This window comes from Mycobacterium lentiflavum (genome assembly GCF_022374895.2).
GTDB lineage: Bacteria > Actinomycetota > Actinomycetes > Mycobacteriales > Mycobacteriaceae > Mycobacterium > Mycobacterium lentiflavum.
The window spans coordinates 3418678-3435081 of sequence record NZ_CP092423.2; the positions used below are offsets into that span (position 1 = coordinate 3418678).

General features: G+C 65.9%; 18 protein-coding genes. 7 read left to right on the forward strand and 11 right to left on the reverse strand.

Going from position 1 to position 16404, the window contains the following annotated elements; translation table 11 throughout:
- Positions 1–52: 52 nt before the first annotated feature.
- The 4 genes from prcA to dop all read right to left on the reverse strand — a co-directional run bounded on the left by prcA (position 53) and on the right by dop (position 3485).
- Positions 53–808: a proteasome subunit alpha gene (gene prcA / locus MJO58_RS15955; protein WP_090603194.1), complete on the reverse strand. Its 756-nt coding sequence runs from the start codon at positions 806–808 to the stop codon at positions 53–55.
- The gene (gene prcB, locus MJO58_RS15960; protein ID WP_090603197.1) at positions 805–1683 is read right to left on the reverse strand and encodes a proteasome subunit beta; all 879 of its coding nucleotides are present in this window, start codon (positions 1681–1683) and stop codon (positions 805–807) included. The genes prcA and prcB overlap by 4 nt, the downstream gene beginning before the upstream one ends.
- Positions 1680–1874: a ubiquitin-like protein Pup gene (locus MJO58_RS15965; RefSeq protein WP_085220395.1), complete on the reverse strand. Its 195-nt coding sequence runs from the start codon at positions 1872–1874 to the stop codon at positions 1680–1682. Before MJO58_RS15965 ends, prcB begins: the two co-directional genes overlap by 4 nt.
- Before the next feature lie 102 nt (positions 1875–1976).
- Positions 1977–3485, reverse strand: coding sequence for a pup deamidase/depupylase (dop, locus tag MJO58_RS15970; protein WP_090603200.1), 1509 nt, complete (start codon positions 3483–3485; stop codon positions 1977–1979).
- Positions 3486–3657: 172 nt separating this feature from the next.
- Between dop and MJO58_RS15975 the strand changes: the two genes are divergently transcribed.
- Positions 3658–4839, forward strand: coding sequence for a hypothetical protein (locus MJO58_RS15975; RefSeq protein ID WP_239720021.1), 1182 nt, complete (start codon positions 3658–3660; stop codon positions 4837–4839).
- Positions 4814–5449 carry a hypothetical protein gene (locus MJO58_RS15980; RefSeq protein ID WP_239723309.1) on the forward strand — a complete coding sequence of 212 codons (636 nt, stop codon included), beginning with the start codon at positions 4814–4816 and terminating at the stop codon, positions 5447–5449. Before MJO58_RS15975 ends, MJO58_RS15980 begins: the two co-directional genes overlap by 26 nt.
- Positions 5450–5469: 20 nt before the next feature.
- Here MJO58_RS15980 and arc read toward each other — a convergent pair whose 3' ends face one another.
- Positions 5470–7299 (reverse strand): proteasome ATPase, encoded by a 1830-nt coding sequence (arc, locus tag MJO58_RS15985; protein WP_239720022.1) that lies wholly within the window; start codon positions 7297–7299, stop codon positions 5470–5472.
- A gap of 323 nt (positions 7300–7622) precedes the next feature.
- On the opposite strand from arc, the gene lppK reads away from it, so the two are divergent.
- Positions 7623–8333: a lipoprotein LppK gene (lppK, locus tag MJO58_RS15990; protein ID WP_239720023.1), complete on the forward strand. Its 711-nt coding sequence runs from the start codon at positions 7623–7625 to the stop codon at positions 8331–8333.
- Positions 8333–8641, forward strand: coding sequence for a DUF503 domain-containing protein (locus tag MJO58_RS15995; RefSeq protein WP_239720024.1), 309 nt, complete (start codon positions 8333–8335; stop codon positions 8639–8641). Before lppK ends, MJO58_RS15995 begins: the two co-directional genes overlap by 1 nt.
- Before the next feature lie 5 nt (positions 8642–8646).
- Here MJO58_RS15995 and trmI read toward each other — a convergent pair whose 3' ends face one another.
- Complete coding sequence (gene trmI, locus MJO58_RS16000) at positions 8647–9501, reverse strand: tRNA (adenine(58)-N(1))-methyltransferase TrmI (RefSeq protein WP_239723310.1); 855 nt, start codon at positions 9499–9501, stop codon at positions 8647–8649.
- A 73-nt stretch (positions 9502–9574) separates the two neighbouring features.
- On the opposite strand from trmI, the gene MJO58_RS16005 reads away from it, so the two are divergent.
- The gene (locus MJO58_RS16005; protein ID WP_239720025.1) at positions 9575–10465 is read left to right on the forward strand and encodes a RecB family exonuclease; all 891 of its coding nucleotides are present in this window, start codon (positions 9575–9577) and stop codon (positions 10463–10465) included.
- 10 nt (positions 10466–10475) lie between these two features.
- On the opposite strand, the gene MJO58_RS16010 is transcribed toward MJO58_RS16005, so the two are convergent.
- The 5 genes from MJO58_RS16010 to MJO58_RS16030 form a co-directional block, all read right to left on the reverse strand.
- On the reverse strand, positions 10476–11846 hold the full coding sequence (locus MJO58_RS16010) for an FAD-containing oxidoreductase (protein ID WP_090603217.1): 1371 nt from the start codon (positions 11844–11846) through the stop codon (positions 10476–10478).
- Complete coding sequence (locus MJO58_RS16015; protein WP_239720026.1) at positions 11843–12355, reverse strand: DUF4126 domain-containing protein; 513 nt, start codon at positions 12353–12355, stop codon at positions 11843–11845. The genes MJO58_RS16010 and MJO58_RS16015 overlap by 4 nt, the downstream gene beginning before the upstream one ends.
- A 106-nt stretch (positions 12356–12461) precedes the next feature.
- Entirely contained in the window at positions 12462–13319 is an 858-nt protein-coding gene (gene hisG, locus MJO58_RS16020; protein ID WP_090603222.1) for an ATP phosphoribosyltransferase, read from the reverse strand.
- Between the two features lie 2 nt (positions 13320–13321).
- Positions 13322–13603 (reverse strand): phosphoribosyl-ATP diphosphatase, encoded by a 282-nt coding sequence (locus MJO58_RS16025; protein WP_090603224.1) that lies wholly within the window; start codon positions 13601–13603, stop codon positions 13322–13324.
- Between the two features lie 94 nt (positions 13604–13697).
- Positions 13698–14360 carry a TetR/AcrR family transcriptional regulator gene (locus MJO58_RS16030; RefSeq protein WP_239720027.1) on the reverse strand — a complete coding sequence of 221 codons (663 nt, stop codon included), beginning with the start codon at positions 14358–14360 and terminating at the stop codon, positions 13698–13700.
- A 303-nt stretch (positions 14361–14663) separates the two neighbouring features.
- Here MJO58_RS16030 and MJO58_RS16035 point away from each other — a divergent pair, with 303 nt between their 5' ends.
- Positions 14664–15503, forward strand: coding sequence for an MlaE family ABC transporter permease (locus MJO58_RS16035; protein ID WP_090603227.1), 840 nt, complete (start codon positions 14664–14666; stop codon positions 15501–15503).
- A 1-nt stretch (position 15504) separates the two neighbouring features.
- The gene (locus MJO58_RS16040; protein WP_239720029.1) at positions 15505–16368 is read left to right on the forward strand and encodes an ABC transporter permease; all 864 of its coding nucleotides are present in this window, start codon (positions 15505–15507) and stop codon (positions 16366–16368) included.
- The last annotated feature ends 36 nt before the right edge of the window (positions 16369–16404 follow it).

Here is a 16404-nt window from a genome sequence, read left to right on the forward strand (position 1 = left end):
CATCGAGGGTACTGGTTGTGTGAGCGCGAGGGTCAGCAGCCGCGCCCACGGGCTACGAGTCGTCGTCAGAATCCGGGGAATCGCCCTCTGATTTCGAGCCCTTCGAATCCTTCAGAAGGTTTTCCAGGGTCGATCGGCCGATCCGCCGGAACGCTCGCCGCGGGCGGTTGACGTCCAGAATGGCCACCTCGAGGCTGGCCACGTCGAGGCTGGGTTCGTCGTTGCCGTTGGCGCTGCCGGCCCTGAGTGCATCCAACGCGATGCCCAAAGCATCGTGCAGGTCGGCGTTTTCGGCGTAGGTCTCCTTGAGAGCGGTGGTGATCGGTTCGGTGGTGCCGCCCATCACCACGAAGTGCGGCTCGTCGTTGATCGACCCGTCGTAGGTGATCCGGTACATCTCAGGCGGTCTGGTCTCGCCGTAGTGCGCGACCTCGGCGACGCACAACTCGACCTCGTACGGCTTGGCCTGCTCGGTGAAGATGGTGCCGAGGGTCTGCGCGTAGACGTTGGCCAGCTGCCGGCCCGTGACGTCGCGGCGGTCGTAGGCGTAGCCGCGGGTGTCGGCGAACTGGATGCCGCCGCGCCGCAGGTTGTCGAACTCGTTGAACTTGCCCGCGGCGGCAAAGCCCACGCGGTCGTAGAGTTCGCTGATCTTCTGCAGGGACCGCGACGGGTTCTCCGCGACGAACAGCACACCGCCGGCGTAGGCCAGCGCCACCACGCTGCGGCCCCGGGCGATGCCCTTGCGCGCGAGCTCGCTGCGCTCACGCATCGCCTGCTCAGGCGAGATGAAGTACGGGAAGCTCACTTCTCACCGCCGTCCGGGCCGAAAGTGTCGGCGCGCGAGCGACTTTCGATGACCTCGCGGGCCAATTCGGCGATGCGGCTCTCGGGCACGTCGGCCGCCCCTTCGGCGCCGATGGTGACCGCCGTCGGGAAGATGCCGCGCACCAGATCCGGTCCGCCGGTGGCGGAATCGTCGTCGGCGGCGTCGTATAGCGACTCCACGGCTACCCGCAGCGCGGAGTCGACGTCGCTGACTTGGGCGTACAGCTTCTTGATCGATGACTTGGCGAAGATCGAGCCCGAGCCGACCGACTGGTAGCCCTCTTCCTCGATGTTCCAGCCGCCCGCCGCGTCGAATGAGACTATGCGCCCGGCGCTTTCCGGGTCGGCCGCGTGGATGTCGTATCCCGCCAGCAGCGGCAGCGCGACCAGCCCCTGCATCGCGGCGGCCAGGTTGCCACGCACCATGATCGCGAGGCGGTTGACCTTGCCGGCGAACGTCAGCGGGACGCCTTCCAGCTTCTCGTAATGCTCGAGCTCGACTGCGTACAGGCGGGCAAATTCGACGGCGATCGCGGCGGTGCCGGCAATGCCGGTCGCGGTGTAGTCGTCGGTGATGTAGACCTTCTTGACGTCCCGACCCGCGATCATGTTGCCCTGCGTGGAGCGTCGGTCACCGGCGATCACGACACCGCCGGGGTATTTCAGGGCGACGATCGTGGTGCCGTGCGGCAGGCCGGCGTCACCCCTGGATTGGCCGCCGCTACCGCCCAGGACGGCCGGGAGCAACTCGGGGGCCTGACGGCGCAACAGATCCGCGAATGAGGACGTATTTACAGCAGAAAATCCGGGTAGTGCCGAGTTAGTGGACAGGCGTTCGGGAAAAGGCCAGGTCACTGTCCGCCCTTTTGGACATACGCACGGACGAAGTCCTCCGCGTTTTCCTCCAGGACGTCGTCAATCTCGTCGAGCAGATCGTCGGTTTCCTCGGTCAGTTTCTCGCGACGCTCTTGGCCCGCAGCCGTGGTGCCGACGACGTCATCTTCGTCGCCGCCGCCACCGCCACGTTTCGTTTGCTCCTGCGCCATCGCCGCCTCCTGCTATGTCTGGGCTTGCTTACTGGCCGCTTAAGCCGCCCGTTGGTATCTCTACCCTACCGGTCAAAGCCGAGGTTCTTTGGTTAACAAGCCTCAGCTCGTCAGTTGTTCCACCAGTTCGACGGCGCTGTGCACGGAGTCCAGCAGGGCTCCGACGTGCGCTTTGCTGCCCCGTAACGGCTCCAGCGTCGGGATGCGCACCAGCGAATCGCCACCAAGATCGAAAATCACCGAGTCCCAACTGGCCGCGGCGATGTCGGCGCCGAACCGGCGCAGGCATTCGCCACGGAAGTACGCGCGGGTGTCGGTCGGTGGGTTGTCCACCGCCTCGAGCACTTGATGTTCGCTGACCAGACGCTTCATCGAGCCGCGCGCGACCAGCCGGTTGTACAAGCCCTTGTCCAGGCGGACATCCGAATATTGCAGGTCCACCAGGTGCAGCCGGGGCGCCGACCAGCTCAGGTTCTCGCGCTGCCGGAACCCCTCGAGCAGTCGCAGCTTGGCGGGCCAGTCCAGCAGCTCCGCGCACTCCATCGGGTCGCGCTCGAGCAGGTCCAGCACGTTCGCCCAGGTCTCGACAACGTTTGCTGCCCGCGGGTCCGGGTCGCGGCCGTCGACCAGTTTGGCCACTCGATCGAGGTAGATCCGTTGCAGCGCAAGCGCTGTCAGCTCCCGGCCGTCGGCCATGGCCACCGCGACGCGCAGCGACGGGTCGCGGCTGATCGCGTGGACCGCGTGCACCGGTCGGGCCAACGCGAGATCGCTCAGGTCGATGCCGTGCTGCGGGCCCTCTTCGATCAGGTCGAGCACCAGCGCCGTGGTGCCCAGTTTCAGGTAGGTCGACGTCTCGGCGAGGTTGGCGTCGCCGATGATCACGTGCAGCCGGCGATACCGGTCGGCGTCGGCGTGCGGCTCGTCGCGGGTGTTGATGATGCCGCGCTTGAGCGTGGTCTCCAGCCCGACCTCGACCTCGATGTAGTCGGAGCGCTGGGACAGCTGGAAGCCGGGCTCGTCGCCCGACGGGCCGATGCCGACCCGCCCGGAGCCGGTGACCACCTGCCGGGACACCAAAAACGGCGTCAGACCGGCGATGATGGCCGAGAACGGCGTCTGCCGGCTCATCAGGTAGTTCTCGTGCGATCCGTACGAGGCGCCCTTGCCGTCGACGTTGTTCTTGTAGAGCTGCAGCTTGGCGGCTCCCGGCACGCTGGCGACGTGGCGCGCGGCGGCCTCCATCACCCGTTCACCGGCCTTGTCCCAGATCACCGCGTCCAGTGGGTCGGTGCACTCGGGTGCGGAGTACTCGGGGTGTGCATGGTCGACGTAGAGCCGTGCCCCGTTGGTCAGGATCATGTTGGCCGCACCGACCTCGTCGGCGTCGACCACCGGCGGCGGGCCGGCCGAGCGGCTCAGGTCGAAACCGCGGGCGTCGCGCAGCGGCGACTCCACCTCGTAGTCCCAGCGGGTGCGCTTGGCGCGCTGAATGCCGGCGGCGGCCGCATAGGCCAACACCGCCTGAGTTGAAGTAAGGATCGGGTTGGCGGTCGGGTCGGTCGGCGACGAAATACCGTACTCGACCTCCGTCCCGATAATCCGTTGCATGCGTTAAGCGTAGGCCCGCCGACGTGGCGCTCCGCGCCGGGGAGCTGCCAACCGTCGAAACACCGCTTGGTTAAAGGTGATTCGCCCCAATCGCCGGCCCTTCTCCTGAACAAATGCTGACCTGCGCCAAACGGCAAGCACAGAGATTGCTGCGCCACTAGGGTGTGCCGGTGTGGAGGTAACTGCGCGCCGCACGCCGAACAGCCAAAAGGCAACGACGGCCGCGGCTGAAAGGTGGTTCCTGGAGCGCGGTTTGCCGTCGGTGCTCACAACGCGGGGCCGCTGGCGACGACTCTGGCCGCGGTGCGCTCCGATGCTGACCGCCTGGGCAGCCGTGGAAGCTTGCCTACTCGGCGTCTATTTCGTCAGCGACGGCAACGAGGTCTTCATCAACGGAACGCCGACAACCCACCAGTGGGTGATCCTCGCGCTGCTCGCCGTCGCTCTCCCGCTGGCCGCCCTGCTCGGGTGGCTGGTGTCCCGCATATCGAGCGGACGCTCTCGCACGACCGTCGCGACCGCGGCGTTGGCCGTCGCGGTCTCGTGCGGCCTCATCGAATCCGGCCCCGTCCAACTGACCCGCGATGGCGTCATCCTGCTGCTGGTGCTGCTGCTGACCGGCGCGGGCGTCGGGTCGGTGCTGGCCTGGGCGGTGCGCATGACGCTGGAGCATCTGTCCACGGTCGGCACGCTGGCGGTCCGCGCGCTGCCGATCGTGCTGCTGACCGCGTTGGTGTTCTTCAACACCTACGTCTGGCTGATGGCCGCGAACATCAACGGCGAGCGGCTCTCGCTGGCCATCTTCTTTCTGCTCGGCATTGCGGGGACCTTCGTGGTCTCCAAGACCGTCGAACGGGTCCGGCCGCTGCTGAAATCTACGGCGTCACTGCCCGAAGGCAGCGACTACCTCGCCGGCACGCCTTTCGCCGCGATGCCTGATCCCTCGGCCGGCTCACCGCTGAAGCGCGCCGAACGCCTGAATGTGGTGTTCCTGCTGGCGACCTCGCAGCTCATCGAGATCCTGGTGGTGGCCGCCGTCGGTGCCACGATGTATCTCATCCTCGGGCTGATCATCCTGACGCCGCCGCTGCTCAAGGAATGGGCACACAACACCGCCACCACCTCGACGGTGTTCGGCTTCACGTTCCCCGCCCCCGACTCGCTGATCCACATGTGCCTGTTCCTGGGTGCGCTGACGTTCATGTACATCAGTGCCCGAGCGGTCGACGACGACGAGTACCGGGGGATGTTCCTCGACCCGCTGATCGACGACCTGCATACCGCCCTGGCCGCTCGAAACCGCTATCTGGGCAACGTCGCCGACGAATCTGACACAACGACAGAAAGCGAGTAGGCAAGTGACCGACCTGTCCGGAAAGCGTTATGGCGAAGTACTTCTCGTCGAGGTGGGCGAATCCGGCCCACAAGCCACCGTCTACAACAGCTTCGGACTCAACGACTGTCCGGCCGAGTTGTGGTCCAAACTCGACCCGCAGGCCATCGCGGCCGAACACGGCGTCGCCGCGGCCTTGCTCAACGGCCCGCGCTACTGGCTGATGAACGCCATCGAAAAGCAGGCCGACGGTCCGCAGGAGCGGAAGACGTTCGGCGGCATCGAGATGATCAAGCAGGCCACCGTGGCGCTGTCGTCGATGAACCCCGCGCCCTACACCGTCAACGAAGTGACCCGCAATACGGTCTTCGTCTTCAACGCCGGCGAAGAGATTTACGAGCTGATCGATCCCGACGGCAGGCGCTGGGTCATGCAGACCTGGAGCCAGGTCGCCGACCCCAACCTGTCGCGGGCCGACCTGGCCGGGCTGGCCGAGCGACTGACACTGCCCGAGGGGTGGAGCTATCAGCCGCGCGTGCTCGACCAGACGTTGCGGGTCGACACCACGACGCGCCCCGCCCGCGTGACGCAGGACGACCTGACGAACAGCTACTCGTTCGAATTCGACTGAGCTGCTTAGGGATTGGACCCCTAGAGGTACTGGCCGAGGTTCGATTCGGTGTCGATGGCCCGCGACGCGCTCGACGACTTGCCGGTGACCAGGGTGCGGATGTACACGATCCGCTCGCCCTTCTTGCCCGAGATCCGCGCCCAGTCATCCGGGTTGGTGGTGTTGGGCAGGTCCTCGTTCTCGGCGAACTCGTCGACGATCGAGTCGAGCAGGTGCTGAATCCGCAGACCGGGCTGACCGGTCTCGAGCACCGACTTGATCGCGTTCTTCTTCGCGCGGTCGACGACGTTCTGGATCATCGCCCCGGAGTTGAAGTCCTTGAAGTACATGACTTCCTTGTCACCGTTGGCGTAGGTGACCTCCAGGAACCGGTTGTCGTCGATCTCGGCGTACATCCGCTCGACGACCTTCTCGATCATCGCGTGGATGCAGGCCGCCCGGTCGCCGTCGAACTCGGCGAGATCGTCGGCGTGCACCGGCAGCGTCTCGACCAGATACTTCGAGAAGATGTCTTGTGCCGCTTCGGCATCGGGCCGCTCGATCTTGATCTTCACGTCGAGGCGTCCGGGCCGCAGGATCGCGGGGTCGATCATGTCCTCGCGGTTGGAGGCACCGATCACGATGACGTTCTCCAGACCCTCGACACCGTCGATCTCGCTCAGCAGCTGCGGGACCACCGTGGTCTCGACGTCCGACGACACACCGGTACCACGGGTGCGGAAGATCGAGTCCATCTCGTCGAAGAACACGATCACCGGTGTTCCCTCGGACGCCTTCTCCCGGGCCCGCTGGAAGATCAGCCGGATGTGACGCTCGGTCTCACCGACGAACTTGTTGAGCAGCTCGGGGCCTTTGATGTTGAGGAAGTAGGACTTCGCCTCGCGGGCGTCGTCGCCACGCACCTCGGCCATCTTCTTGGCCAGCGAGTTGGCGACCGCCTTGGCGATCAGCGTCTTACCGCACCCGGGCGGGCCGTAGAGCAACACACCCTTGGGCGGACGCAGCGCGTACTCCCGGTAGAGCTCCTTGTGCAGGAATGGGAGCTCGACGGCGTCGCGGATCTGCTCGATCTGGCGGGTCAGACCACCGATGTCCTGGTAGCTGACGTCGGGCACCTCTTCGAGAACCAGGTCCTCGACCTCGGCCTTGGGAATGCGCTCGAACGCGTAGCCGGCCTTGGTGTCGACCAGCAAAGAATCGCCAGGCCGCAACTTGCGCGGCCTGGTGTCATCGTTGAGTGCGTCGGGAACGCCGTCGGGCAAGTCCTCTGCCACCAGGGGCTCGGCAAGCCACACGATCCGTTCCTCGTCGGCGTGGCCCACGACCAAAGCGCGGTGGCCGTCGTTGAGCACCTCACGCAAAGTCGAAATCTCACCCACGGATTCGAACGTCCCCGCCTCGACGACGGTCAGGGCTTCGTTGAGCCGGACCGTCTGTCCCTTGCGCAGCACGGACACTTCGATGTTGGGCGAGCACGTCAAGCGCATCTTGCGACCCGAGGTGAAGACGTCGACGGTTTCGTCCTCGTGCGTCGCGAGCAAAACGCCGTAACCGCTCGGCGGCTGCCCTAGCCGGTCGACTTCCTCCCGCAGGGCCAGCAGTTGTTGCCGGGCCTCTTTAAGAGTTTCCATTAATTTGGAATTGCGGGCCGCAAGCGAGTCGATCCGCGCTTCGAGTTGATGCACATCGCGTGCCGAGCGCGCGCCGGGCGGCGATTCAGCCGCTTGCTCGAGTTGCTCGCGCAGCACCGCGGCCTCGCGGCGCAGCTGCTCCAGCTCGGCAGCATCGCTGCTGGACATGCCGGTTTCATGATTGATCCCGAATGCTTCAGAACGCTCTGACTCACCCATGTTGCGCTCCTTTCCCGCCCCGAATTGATGCGGTGGATCCTTACAACGCTACCGGCGATTGGCCGTTCATGCGTGAACTCAAAAGCCATCAAAAGTCGCGTCTTTACTCCCGCTGGTAACCTCGGCGTCGATTTGGGACCACCGAAAGGACACCCCTTGACCGCAAAACCCCTCACCACAGGCCTTGCCGTGGTCGCGGTCATCAACGCAATGTTTCCAACTGTGACTTCCATTGCACCAGTTGGCCAGATCGCAGCAACCACCGCCCTCCAAGAATCAGGCCTCGAATCAGACGGCGCCGAATAGCGGGGCCGGTTCAAGGGATGCACCGACACCTGTCCGTAGCGTTGAGCGCCGCCACCGCCGTGGCGGCCTTCGGGCTCGCGGCCTGCTCGCACAGCGAACCCAAGGTGCTGCCGTCGTCGAATGCGGCGGTGCCGGTGCCGACGTCGAGTCCGTTGCTCGTCGCGGCTCCCCCGACGGCGCCGCTGCCGGTACCCGAAGCTCTGGTCGAGGTGCTGAACCGGCTGGTCGATCCGAACGTCCCGGGCGTCAACAAGGTGAACCTCGTCGAAGGCGCGACGCCGGAAAGTGCGGCCACGCTGGACAAGTTCATCAACGCGCTGCGCGACAACGGCTACCTGCCGATGACGTTCGTGGCGAACAACATCGCGTGGTCGGACAAGAATCCGGCGAACGTGGTGGCCACGGTCAGCGTCAACACCGCCAAAGGACCCAACGGGGCGTTCACCTTCCCGATGGAGTTCGCCGCCTTGGCGGGCGGCTGGCAGCTTTCCCGCAAGACCGCGGAAATGCTGTTGGCGCTGGGCAACTCGCCGGCCCCGCCGCCCCCGCCACCCAGCCCGACGCTTCCGCTGCCCCCGCCACCCGAACCGGTCCAGCCGCCGTCACCGCCGCCGGCTCCACCGTCAGCCGCCCCGGCTCCGCCGCCTGCGCCCGCCCCGCCACCGAAGCCCGCGCCGCCTTCCGAGTCCGCGCCGCCTTCCGAGCCCGCGCCACCTGCGCCCGGCTGATGTGGATCGCCTGGCTCGAATTCGACGTGCTGCTGGGCCGGGAGCTTGGGGTGCGATCGCTCAAGGAGAAGCGCTCGATGATCCGTCCCGTCGTCGCCGAGTTGCGCCGCAAGTTCAGCGTATCGGCCGCCGAGACCGGTTCGCAGGATCTGTATCGGCGAGCGAGGATCGGGGTGGCCGTCGTGTCGGGTGACCGGGCGCATGCGGTCGAAGTCCTGGACGCGGCCGAACGTCTGGTCGCCGCGCATCCCGAGTTCGAGGTGCTGTCGGTGCGACGATCGCTGGCGCGCAGCGAGGACGACGACTAGCGGGCCTAGCCGTCCCTGCCTGCCCGCTTGCGGCCCAACGGCATCGGGGCCACCGTGCCCGGCGCGAGTCGTCGCGACGCCACCAGGAACGCGGTGTGACCGCGCATGGTGTGCTGCGGCCGCACCGCCAGGCCGACGACATGCCAACCGCGCTGCATCGTCTCCCAGGCGCGCGGTTCGGTCCAGGATCCCTGGGCCCGCAGCGCCTCCACCACCTTCGACAGCTGGGTGACCGTGGCCACGTAGATCAGCAGCACCCCGCCGGCGACGACGAGGCGCGATACCGCGTCCAGCACCTCCCACGGCGAGAGCATGTCCAGCACGGCCCGGTCGAAGGAGCTGTCGGGCAGCACGGAGTCGACGACATCGCCGATGATCAGCTCCCAATTTGCCGGAGCTGCGCCGAAGAACACGTCCACGTTGCGCCGCGCATGCTCGGCGTGATCGGCGCGCACTTCGTAGGACACCACCCGCCCGTCGGGTCCCACCGCACGCAACAGCGAACAGGTCAGCGCCCCGGACCCGGCTCCGGCCTCCAGCACGCGGGCCCCCGGAAAGATGTCGCCCTCGTGCACGATCTGAGCGGCGTCCTTGGGATAGATGACCTGGGGCCCCCGAGGCATCGACATGATGTAGTCGACCAGCAGCGGGCGCAGCACCAGGTATGGGTTGCCGTTGCTGGATTTGACCACGCTGCCCTGTTGCAGCCCGATGATCGTGTCGTGCGGGATGGCGCCGCGATGGGTGTGGAACTCCGCACCTTCGGTCAGCTCCACCGTGTAGTGGCGGCCCTTGGCGTCGGTGAGCTGAACGCGCTCGCCGACGACGAATGGACCGACGAATCGACCGGGGTGGGACACGCCGTTCAGCGTGCCAGCCGACTCGCCGTCGGCGATGCTCGGGGTTGTCGGCACGGCGTCCTAGGCTGCGAATATGACCGACCAGCCAGAAGAGCAGGCGCGGGCGGCTTCCAGACCGGCCTCGAGGCCGGCCCTGTCGCCGTCGCGAGCGGCCGACTTCAAGCAGTGCCCGTTGCTGTACCGGTTCCGGGCGATCGACCGGCTGCCCGAGCCGCCGTCGACGGCGCAGATCCGCGGGTCGGTCGTGCACGCCGCGCTCGAGCAGCTCTACGGGCTGCCCGCGGCAGCGCGCGATCCCCAGACCGCGATCTCGCTGCTGGAGCCCGCGTGGGAGCAGGTGATCGCCGCCGAACCCGACCGGTTCGGCGAGCTGGACGCCGGGCAGCGCTCCCAGGTACTCGACGAGGCTCGCGCGCTGCTGTCCGGCTATTACCGGCTGGAAGACCCGACCCGATTCGACCCGCAGTGCTGCGAGCAGCGGGTGGAGGTGGAACTCGCCGATGGAACGCTGCTGCGAGGCTTCATCGACCGGATCGACGTCGCCGCGACCGGCGAGCTGCGGGTGGTCGACTACAAGACCGGCAAGGCACCGCCGGAGGCGCGCGCACTCGCCGAGTTCAAGGCGATGTTTCAGATGAAGTTCTATGCGGTGGCGCTGCTGCGCACCCGCGGGGTGCCGCCGACCCGGCTGCGGCTCATCTACCTGGCCGACGGCCAGGTGCTGGACTACTCACCCGAACTCGACGAGCTGGAGCGCTTCGAGAAGACGTTGATGGCGATCTGGCGTGCCATCCAATCTGCCGGGCAGACAGGCGATTTCCGCCCCAGCCAATCACGGTTGTGCGACTGGTGTCCACACCAGGAGTTCTGCCCGGTTTTCGGTGGCACCCCGCCGCCCTACCCTGGCTGGCCGGACAACGTTGGGGCGCAAGCTCTTTCGTGTTCGAGCGAACCGGCGGCCTAGTCGCCACCGGTTACTTGAGCGGTGTCATCTCCTGCAGCACTGTGGGAATGAGCTCGCTGACTGTCGGATGGATGTGCATCGTGCGCGACAGCGTGGTGTACGGCGCCTTAGCCGACATCACGTCCAGGATGGCGTGAATCGCCTCGTCACCGCCGACCCCGAGGATGGTCGCCCCGATGATCTGGTCGGTTTCCGCGTCGACGACGACCTGCATAAAGCCTTGCGTCTCACCCTTTTCCACGGCTCGGCCAACTTTGGTCATCGGCCGCCTACCGATCAGCGCCTTGCGACCCGACGCGCGGACCTCGCCGACGGTCATCCCGGCGCGGCCAAGCGGTGGATCGATGTAGAGCGCGTAGGTGGTGATGCGGTCGCTGACCCGGCGTGGATCGTCGTCGAGCAGGTTGGCGGCCACGATCTCATAGTCGTTGTACGAGGTGTGAGTGAAGGCGCCCTTACCGTTGCAGTCGCCCATCGCCCAGATGTGGTCGACGTTGGTCTTGAGCGCATCGTCGACGACGATGTAGCCGCGGGCGTCCGTCTGCACACCGGCGGCATCGAGTCCCAGATCGTCGGTGTTGGGCCGCCGTCCCACCGCCAGCAACAGGTGGCTGCCCGGGATCGGATCGGCACCGGCACGCGCAGTGAGCTCGAATCCGTTGTCTGTCTTGGCGATCCGCACATCGTCGGCATTGACGATGATCTCGATGCCTTCAGCCTCCAGGATTTCCTTGATGGTGGCCGATACGTCCTCGTCCTCGCGCGAGGCCAATCGCGGGCCCCGCTCCACCACGGTGACCGCCGAGCCGAAGCGCCGGTACATCTGGGCGAACTCCAGCGCGATGTAGCTGCCACCGACGATGACGAGATGCGTTGGCAGCGTGTCGAGTTCGAGGATGGACACGTTGGTGAGATAGTCGACCTCGTCCAGCCCCGGGATGTCGGGCACAACCGCGCGGCCGCCGACGTTGAGGAAGATCCGCTCGGCGTGCAACTCCTGGTCGTCAACGGCCACGGTGTGCGGGTCAATGAAACGGGCGTGGCCGCGAACGACGGTGCAGCCGTCCATGCCCTCGAGCCAGTCCTCGACACCGTTGCGGTCGGCGAGCACGATGCCGTCTTTGCGGTCTTTGATTTTCGCCATGTCCACGCTGATCCACCCGGTCGCCACTCCGTATTCGCTGCTGCGACGGGCCAGTTGGGCGACATGCGCACTGGCGACCAGCGTCTTGGTCGGGATGCATCCGTTGTTGACGCAGGTGCCGCCGATCAGTTTGCGCTCGACGATCGCGACGCGCTGCCCCGCCGCGGTCAGCCGACCCGCAAGTGACGGCCCGGCCTGTCCGGCGCCGACGATGACCGCGTCGAAATGCGCGCTCACTTAACGGCCGAGATCAGGTATTCCGTCAACACGTGGCCCGTCAGCGCCGCGATGGCGAACCCGCCCAGGATCGCGACCGCATCCTCGAGCAGCGCGATCGGCAGGTCGCGCCCGCCGCTGACCGCCACCAGACGCTTGCGTGCCTGATAGCCGCCGAGGGTGCCGAGCACCGCGCCGATGATGCCGGCCCCGAGCGCGGTGAAGGTCCAGTGCGGCCACGCGCCCAGCGCCGCGCCCGCGAGCCCGCCCATCAGGAGCCGGGCCGCGAAGACCGGTGGCGCCGTCCGCGGCGGCGTCTTGGGCAGCTTGTCGTTCACCAGTTCGCCGACGGCCAGCACGCTGAAGATGACGACCGTGATGATGTTGCCCATCCACGATGCCCAGGTGCCGTGCAGGTCGATCCAGCCGAGGTACGCGGCCCACGCGACCACCGCGGGAGCCGTCAGGGAGCGCAACCCGGCGACAACGCCAATCAGCAAAGCCAGCAACAAAACAAGGACATGTGTCACGGCGACCCTCCTGGGGATGAACAGTGCGGCAACCTAAGAGGGGGCGGCCGTACGGGTCCCCATCCTCTAGCCGGACGCTAACACAGCCGGGGCCGGGCTGGTGAGATCAGAATCGGCAGAACCTGATATCGGAAGCCAGGATCGCTTTGGCACCGATGGCCGCGAGCTCGTCCATGATCTCGTTGACGCCCCGACGCGGCACCAGCGCACGGATCGCGACCCAGTCCGGGTCGGCGAGCGGGGCGATGGTCGGTGACTCCAGACCCGGCGTGATCGACGTCGCCTTGTCCAGCACCGAGCGCGGGCAGTCGTAGTCGAGCATCAAATACTGTTGCCCGAACACCACACCCTGAATCCGGGCGACCAGCTGATCGCGTGCCGCCTGCTGTGCGCCGTCGCGGTCCGCGGCGGCGCGCTCGATCAGCACCGCCTCCGAATCACACAGCGGCTCACCGAAGGCCACCAGATCGTGCAGGCTCAGGGTGCGCCCGGACCCGACCACGTCGGCGATCGCGTCGGCCACGCCGAGTTGCACCGAAATCTCCACGGCGCCGTCGAGCCTGATGACGGTTGCTTCAATTCCCCTGTCCGCCAGATCTTTTCGCACTAGATTCGGGTAGGCGGTGGCAATCCGCTTGCCGGCCAGATCGGCCGTCGTCCAGTCGAGCCCGGCCGGTCCCGCATAGCGGAAGCTGGACGACCCGAAACCCAGCGCCAGGCGCTCTCGCACCGGCGCATCGGAGTCGAGCACGAGGTCGCGTCCGGTGATGCCGAAGTCGAGCTGTCCCGAACCGACGTAGATGGCAATGTCTTTGGGCCGCAAGAAGAAGAACTCGACCTGGTTGGCGCGGTCGATGACGGTGAGGTCTTTGGAATCGGTGCGCCGCCGGTAGCCGGCCTCCGAGAGGATCTCACTGGCCGGCTCGCTCAGCGTGCCCTTGTTCGGTACGGCGACTCGCAACATGCTCATAGCTTCCGATAGACGTCGTCGAGGGACAGTCCACGCGCGATCATCAGCACCTGCGCCCAATACAGCAACTGGCTGATCTCTTCGGCCAATGCGTCGTTGGATTCGTGCTCGGCAGCCAGCCACACCTCGCCGGCCTCTTCCAGGATCTTCTTGCCCAGCCCATGAATCCCGCCGTCGAGCGCGGCGACCGTCGCACTGCCGGCCGGTCGGGTGCGGGCACGATCGCCGAGCTCGGCGAACAGATCCTCGAATGTCTTCACGGCCAGCGATTGTTTCACGAGGCGGCGAGCAAAGTCACCTCGGTTTCTCGAGGTGACGACGCCGACCGGCGATCCCGAAGCCCCACAGGCTGTTTCGCGGTGCGCAGAACCGTTAGCCGAACCCGGCGAGCGTGGTGCGCAGCGCATCCTCCAATTGGACATTGAACGGTCCGTTCGGGGCGGCATCCGGGTTCAGCCAGCGGTCGAGGACGAATTTGACTGTGGCCAAACTCGTGTGAACCAGCAGAGCGGGTCGGACGTCGGCCTTTGCATCGACCTTTGCATCGGCCTTTTCATCGGCCTTCGCATCGACCTTTGCATCGGCCTTCGCATCGAGGCCCAAGCGGCAAGCGACCTGCTCGAGGAACTTATCGCGATCGGTCTCGCTGACCAGCGCCGTTTTACTCAACAGGTGTGGCGCGGTGGCGATGGCACGGCGCCAGGTATCCAAATTGTCGAGTTCATCCGCATCGCGGGCACGTGTGACGAATACCTGAATCAATGCCTCAACGGCCGACTCGGCAGGCGGTCTCGCGCTGTACGAACGAACGATTTCGCCGATCGCCGCCCGGACGGGATCGACCAGCAGGCCTTCTTTTGTGGGCGCATGCCGGAAATAGGTACTGATAGAAATTCCGGCGGCCGCGGCGATCTCCTCGGTAGTGACGGCATCGAATCCGTGCTCGGCGAAAAGCTCGAACGCGGTGTGCTGGATCTGTGTGAGCAATTCCGCGCGGCGCCGGTCCCGCAATGAGCCGGTGTTTGCTGAGGGCATGCCCATAACCTTCGTCGAGCTGACATTCCAACGCGTCGGTGCCGTCCGGTGACGATCGCAGGTGAGTGACTCTACACTATTGAAAGTCCCTATCAAGTAGGCTAGTGTGACTCAGCACACACCGAGAACCGCAGTTCACAGAGCCCCGTGACACTATCTTTATGCAGATGCGTTGCACGGCACCCGGCCCCTCCTGTTCTGCACTCGAGAACTTATTGGTGGGGGGAACGCCAATGGAGGCGGCAGCTGGTGCGCAATGACCGGTAGATCAGGTTTGCTGGACCGACTACCGGTGGCGCGCCGATGACGACCCGAGAAGACGGCGTCATCGCCATCCAGAACTGGTCCGTCGGCTACGTCAAACGTCATCCGATCGCATCGCTTACGACCGTCGGCGAGCAGTTCGTCCTTGGCGTGCGCACCATTCAGTACTTCTTTTTCGACCTCGTGACGGGCCGATTTCAATGGCAGGAGTTTGTTCGCCAGGGTGCGTTCATGGCGGGCACCGCGGTATTGCCGACGATTCTGGTGTCATTGCCGATCAGCGTCACCCTGTCCATTCAATTCGCCCTGCTCGCCGGGCAAGTGGGTGCCACCTCGCTGGCCGGCGCGGCCAGCGGTCTGGCCGTCATCCGGCAAGGCGCGTCGCTGGTCGCCGCCGTGTTGATGGCCTCCGCGGTCGGTTCGGCGATCACCGCCGACCTGGGGTCACGAACCATGCGCGAGGAAACCGACGCGATGGAGGTGATGGGCGTATCGGTGATCCGCCGCCTGGTGGTGCCGCGCTTTGCCGCGGCGATCATGATCGGCGTCGCGCTCACCGGTGTGGTGTGCTTCGTAGGATTTTTCGCGAGCTACATGTTCAACGTGTATTTCCAGAACGGCGCTCCCGGCAGCTTCGTGTCGACCTTCGCGTCGTTCGCGACGACCGACGACATGATTTTGGCGTTGGTCAAAGCGGTCATCTTCGGTGCCATCGTCGCCGTCGTGTCGGCGCAGAAAGGCCTGTCCACCGTCGGTGGCCCGACGGGTGTCGCGAACTCGGTCAATGCCGCTGTCGTCGAAGCCATCCTGCTGCTGATGATCGTCAATGTCGCGATCAGCCAGCTCTACATCATGTTGGTGCCCAGGACGGGGCTCTGACATGGCGGCCGCCCCCTACCTGCCGTTCGCCCCCATCACGGTCCCGATTCTGCGGCTGTACCGTCGGGGCACGGTGCCGATCATCCGGCTGGGCCATTTGCTGGTCTTTTTCATCCAGGCGCTGGTCGCGGTGCCACTCGCGTTGCGCCAGTACCGCGGCGAGTTCCTGCGGCTGCTGTCGAACATCACCTGGGGCAACGGCTCAATCGTGGTGGGTGGCGGAACCGCCGGTGTGGCCGTCGTTCTCGGCATGACCGTCGGCGCCCTGGTCGGCATCGAGGGCTACAACTTCCTGGACCTGCTGGGCCTCGGACCGGCCACCGGCTTCGTCTCCTCGTTGGTCAACACCCGCGAGCTGGCACCGCTGATGGCGTCACTGGCGTTCGCCATGCAGGGCGGTTGCCGCTTCACCGCCCAGTTGGGGTCGATGCGGATCGCCGAGGAGATCGACGCGCTGGAATCCATTGCGATCCGCCCGATTCCGTATCTGGTGACGACGCGGCTGATCGCGTCGGTCGCGGCCATCGTCCCGCTGTATGTGGCGTGCCTGGCGATCGGCTATCTGACCACCCAGGTCGTGGTGGGGATCAGCAGCGGTGGCTCGACGGGCTCCTACCTGCATTACTTCACGCTGATGCTGGCCGGCCAAGACATCGTCTTCTCGTTGATCAAGGCCGTGATCTTCGTGTGGATCGCGTCCACGATTCAGTGCTACTACGGCTACTACGCGACCGGCGGCCCCGAGGGCGTCGGGGTGGCCGCCGGGCATGGAATGCGGGCCAGCATCACCGTCGTGATCATGGTGAACATGCTGCTCACCATGGCGTTGTGGGGGGTCGACGCCGGCGCAAGGTTTGGTGGTTAGGTTGAGCGGCAAGCCGAATTCCTTTGAGCTGGACGG

Bases quoted from the DNA above. Each gene is read 5' to 3' on its own strand.
- MJO58_RS15965 (WP_085220395.1), bottom strand. From the start codon at position 1,874: ATGGCGCAGGAGCAAACGAAACGTGGCGGTGGCGGCGGCGACGAAGAT.
- dop (WP_090603200.1), bottom strand. From the start codon at position 3,485: ATGCAACGGATTATCGGGACGGAGGTCGAGTACGGTATTTCGTCGCCG.
- arc (WP_239720022.1), bottom strand. From the start codon at position 7,299: ATGGGTGAGTCAGAGCGTTCTGAAGCATTCGGGATCAATCATGAAACC.
- lppK (WP_239720023.1), top strand. From the start codon at position 7,623: ATGCACCGACACCTGTCCGTAGCGTTGAGCGCCGCCACCGCCGTGGCG.
- MJO58_RS15995 (WP_239720024.1), top strand. From the start codon at position 8,333: ATGTGGATCGCCTGGCTCGAATTCGACGTGCTGCTGGGCCGGGAGCTT.
- MJO58_RS16005 (WP_239720025.1), top strand. From the start codon at position 9,575: ATGACCGACCAGCCAGAAGAGCAGGCGCGGGCGGCTTCCAGACCGGCC.
- hisG (WP_090603222.1), bottom strand. From the start codon at position 13,319: ATGTTGCGAGTCGCCGTACCGAACAAGGGCACGCTGAGCGAGCCGGCC.
- MJO58_RS16030 (WP_239720027.1), bottom strand. From the start codon at position 14,360: ATGCCCTCAGCAAACACCGGCTCATTGCGGGACCGGCGCCGCGCGGAA.
- MJO58_RS16035 (WP_090603227.1), top strand. From the start codon at position 14,664: ATGACGACCCGAGAAGACGGCGTCATCGCCATCCAGAACTGGTCCGTC.
- MJO58_RS16040 (WP_239720029.1), top strand. From the start codon at position 15,505: ATGGCGGCCGCCCCCTACCTGCCGTTCGCCCCCATCACGGTCCCGATT.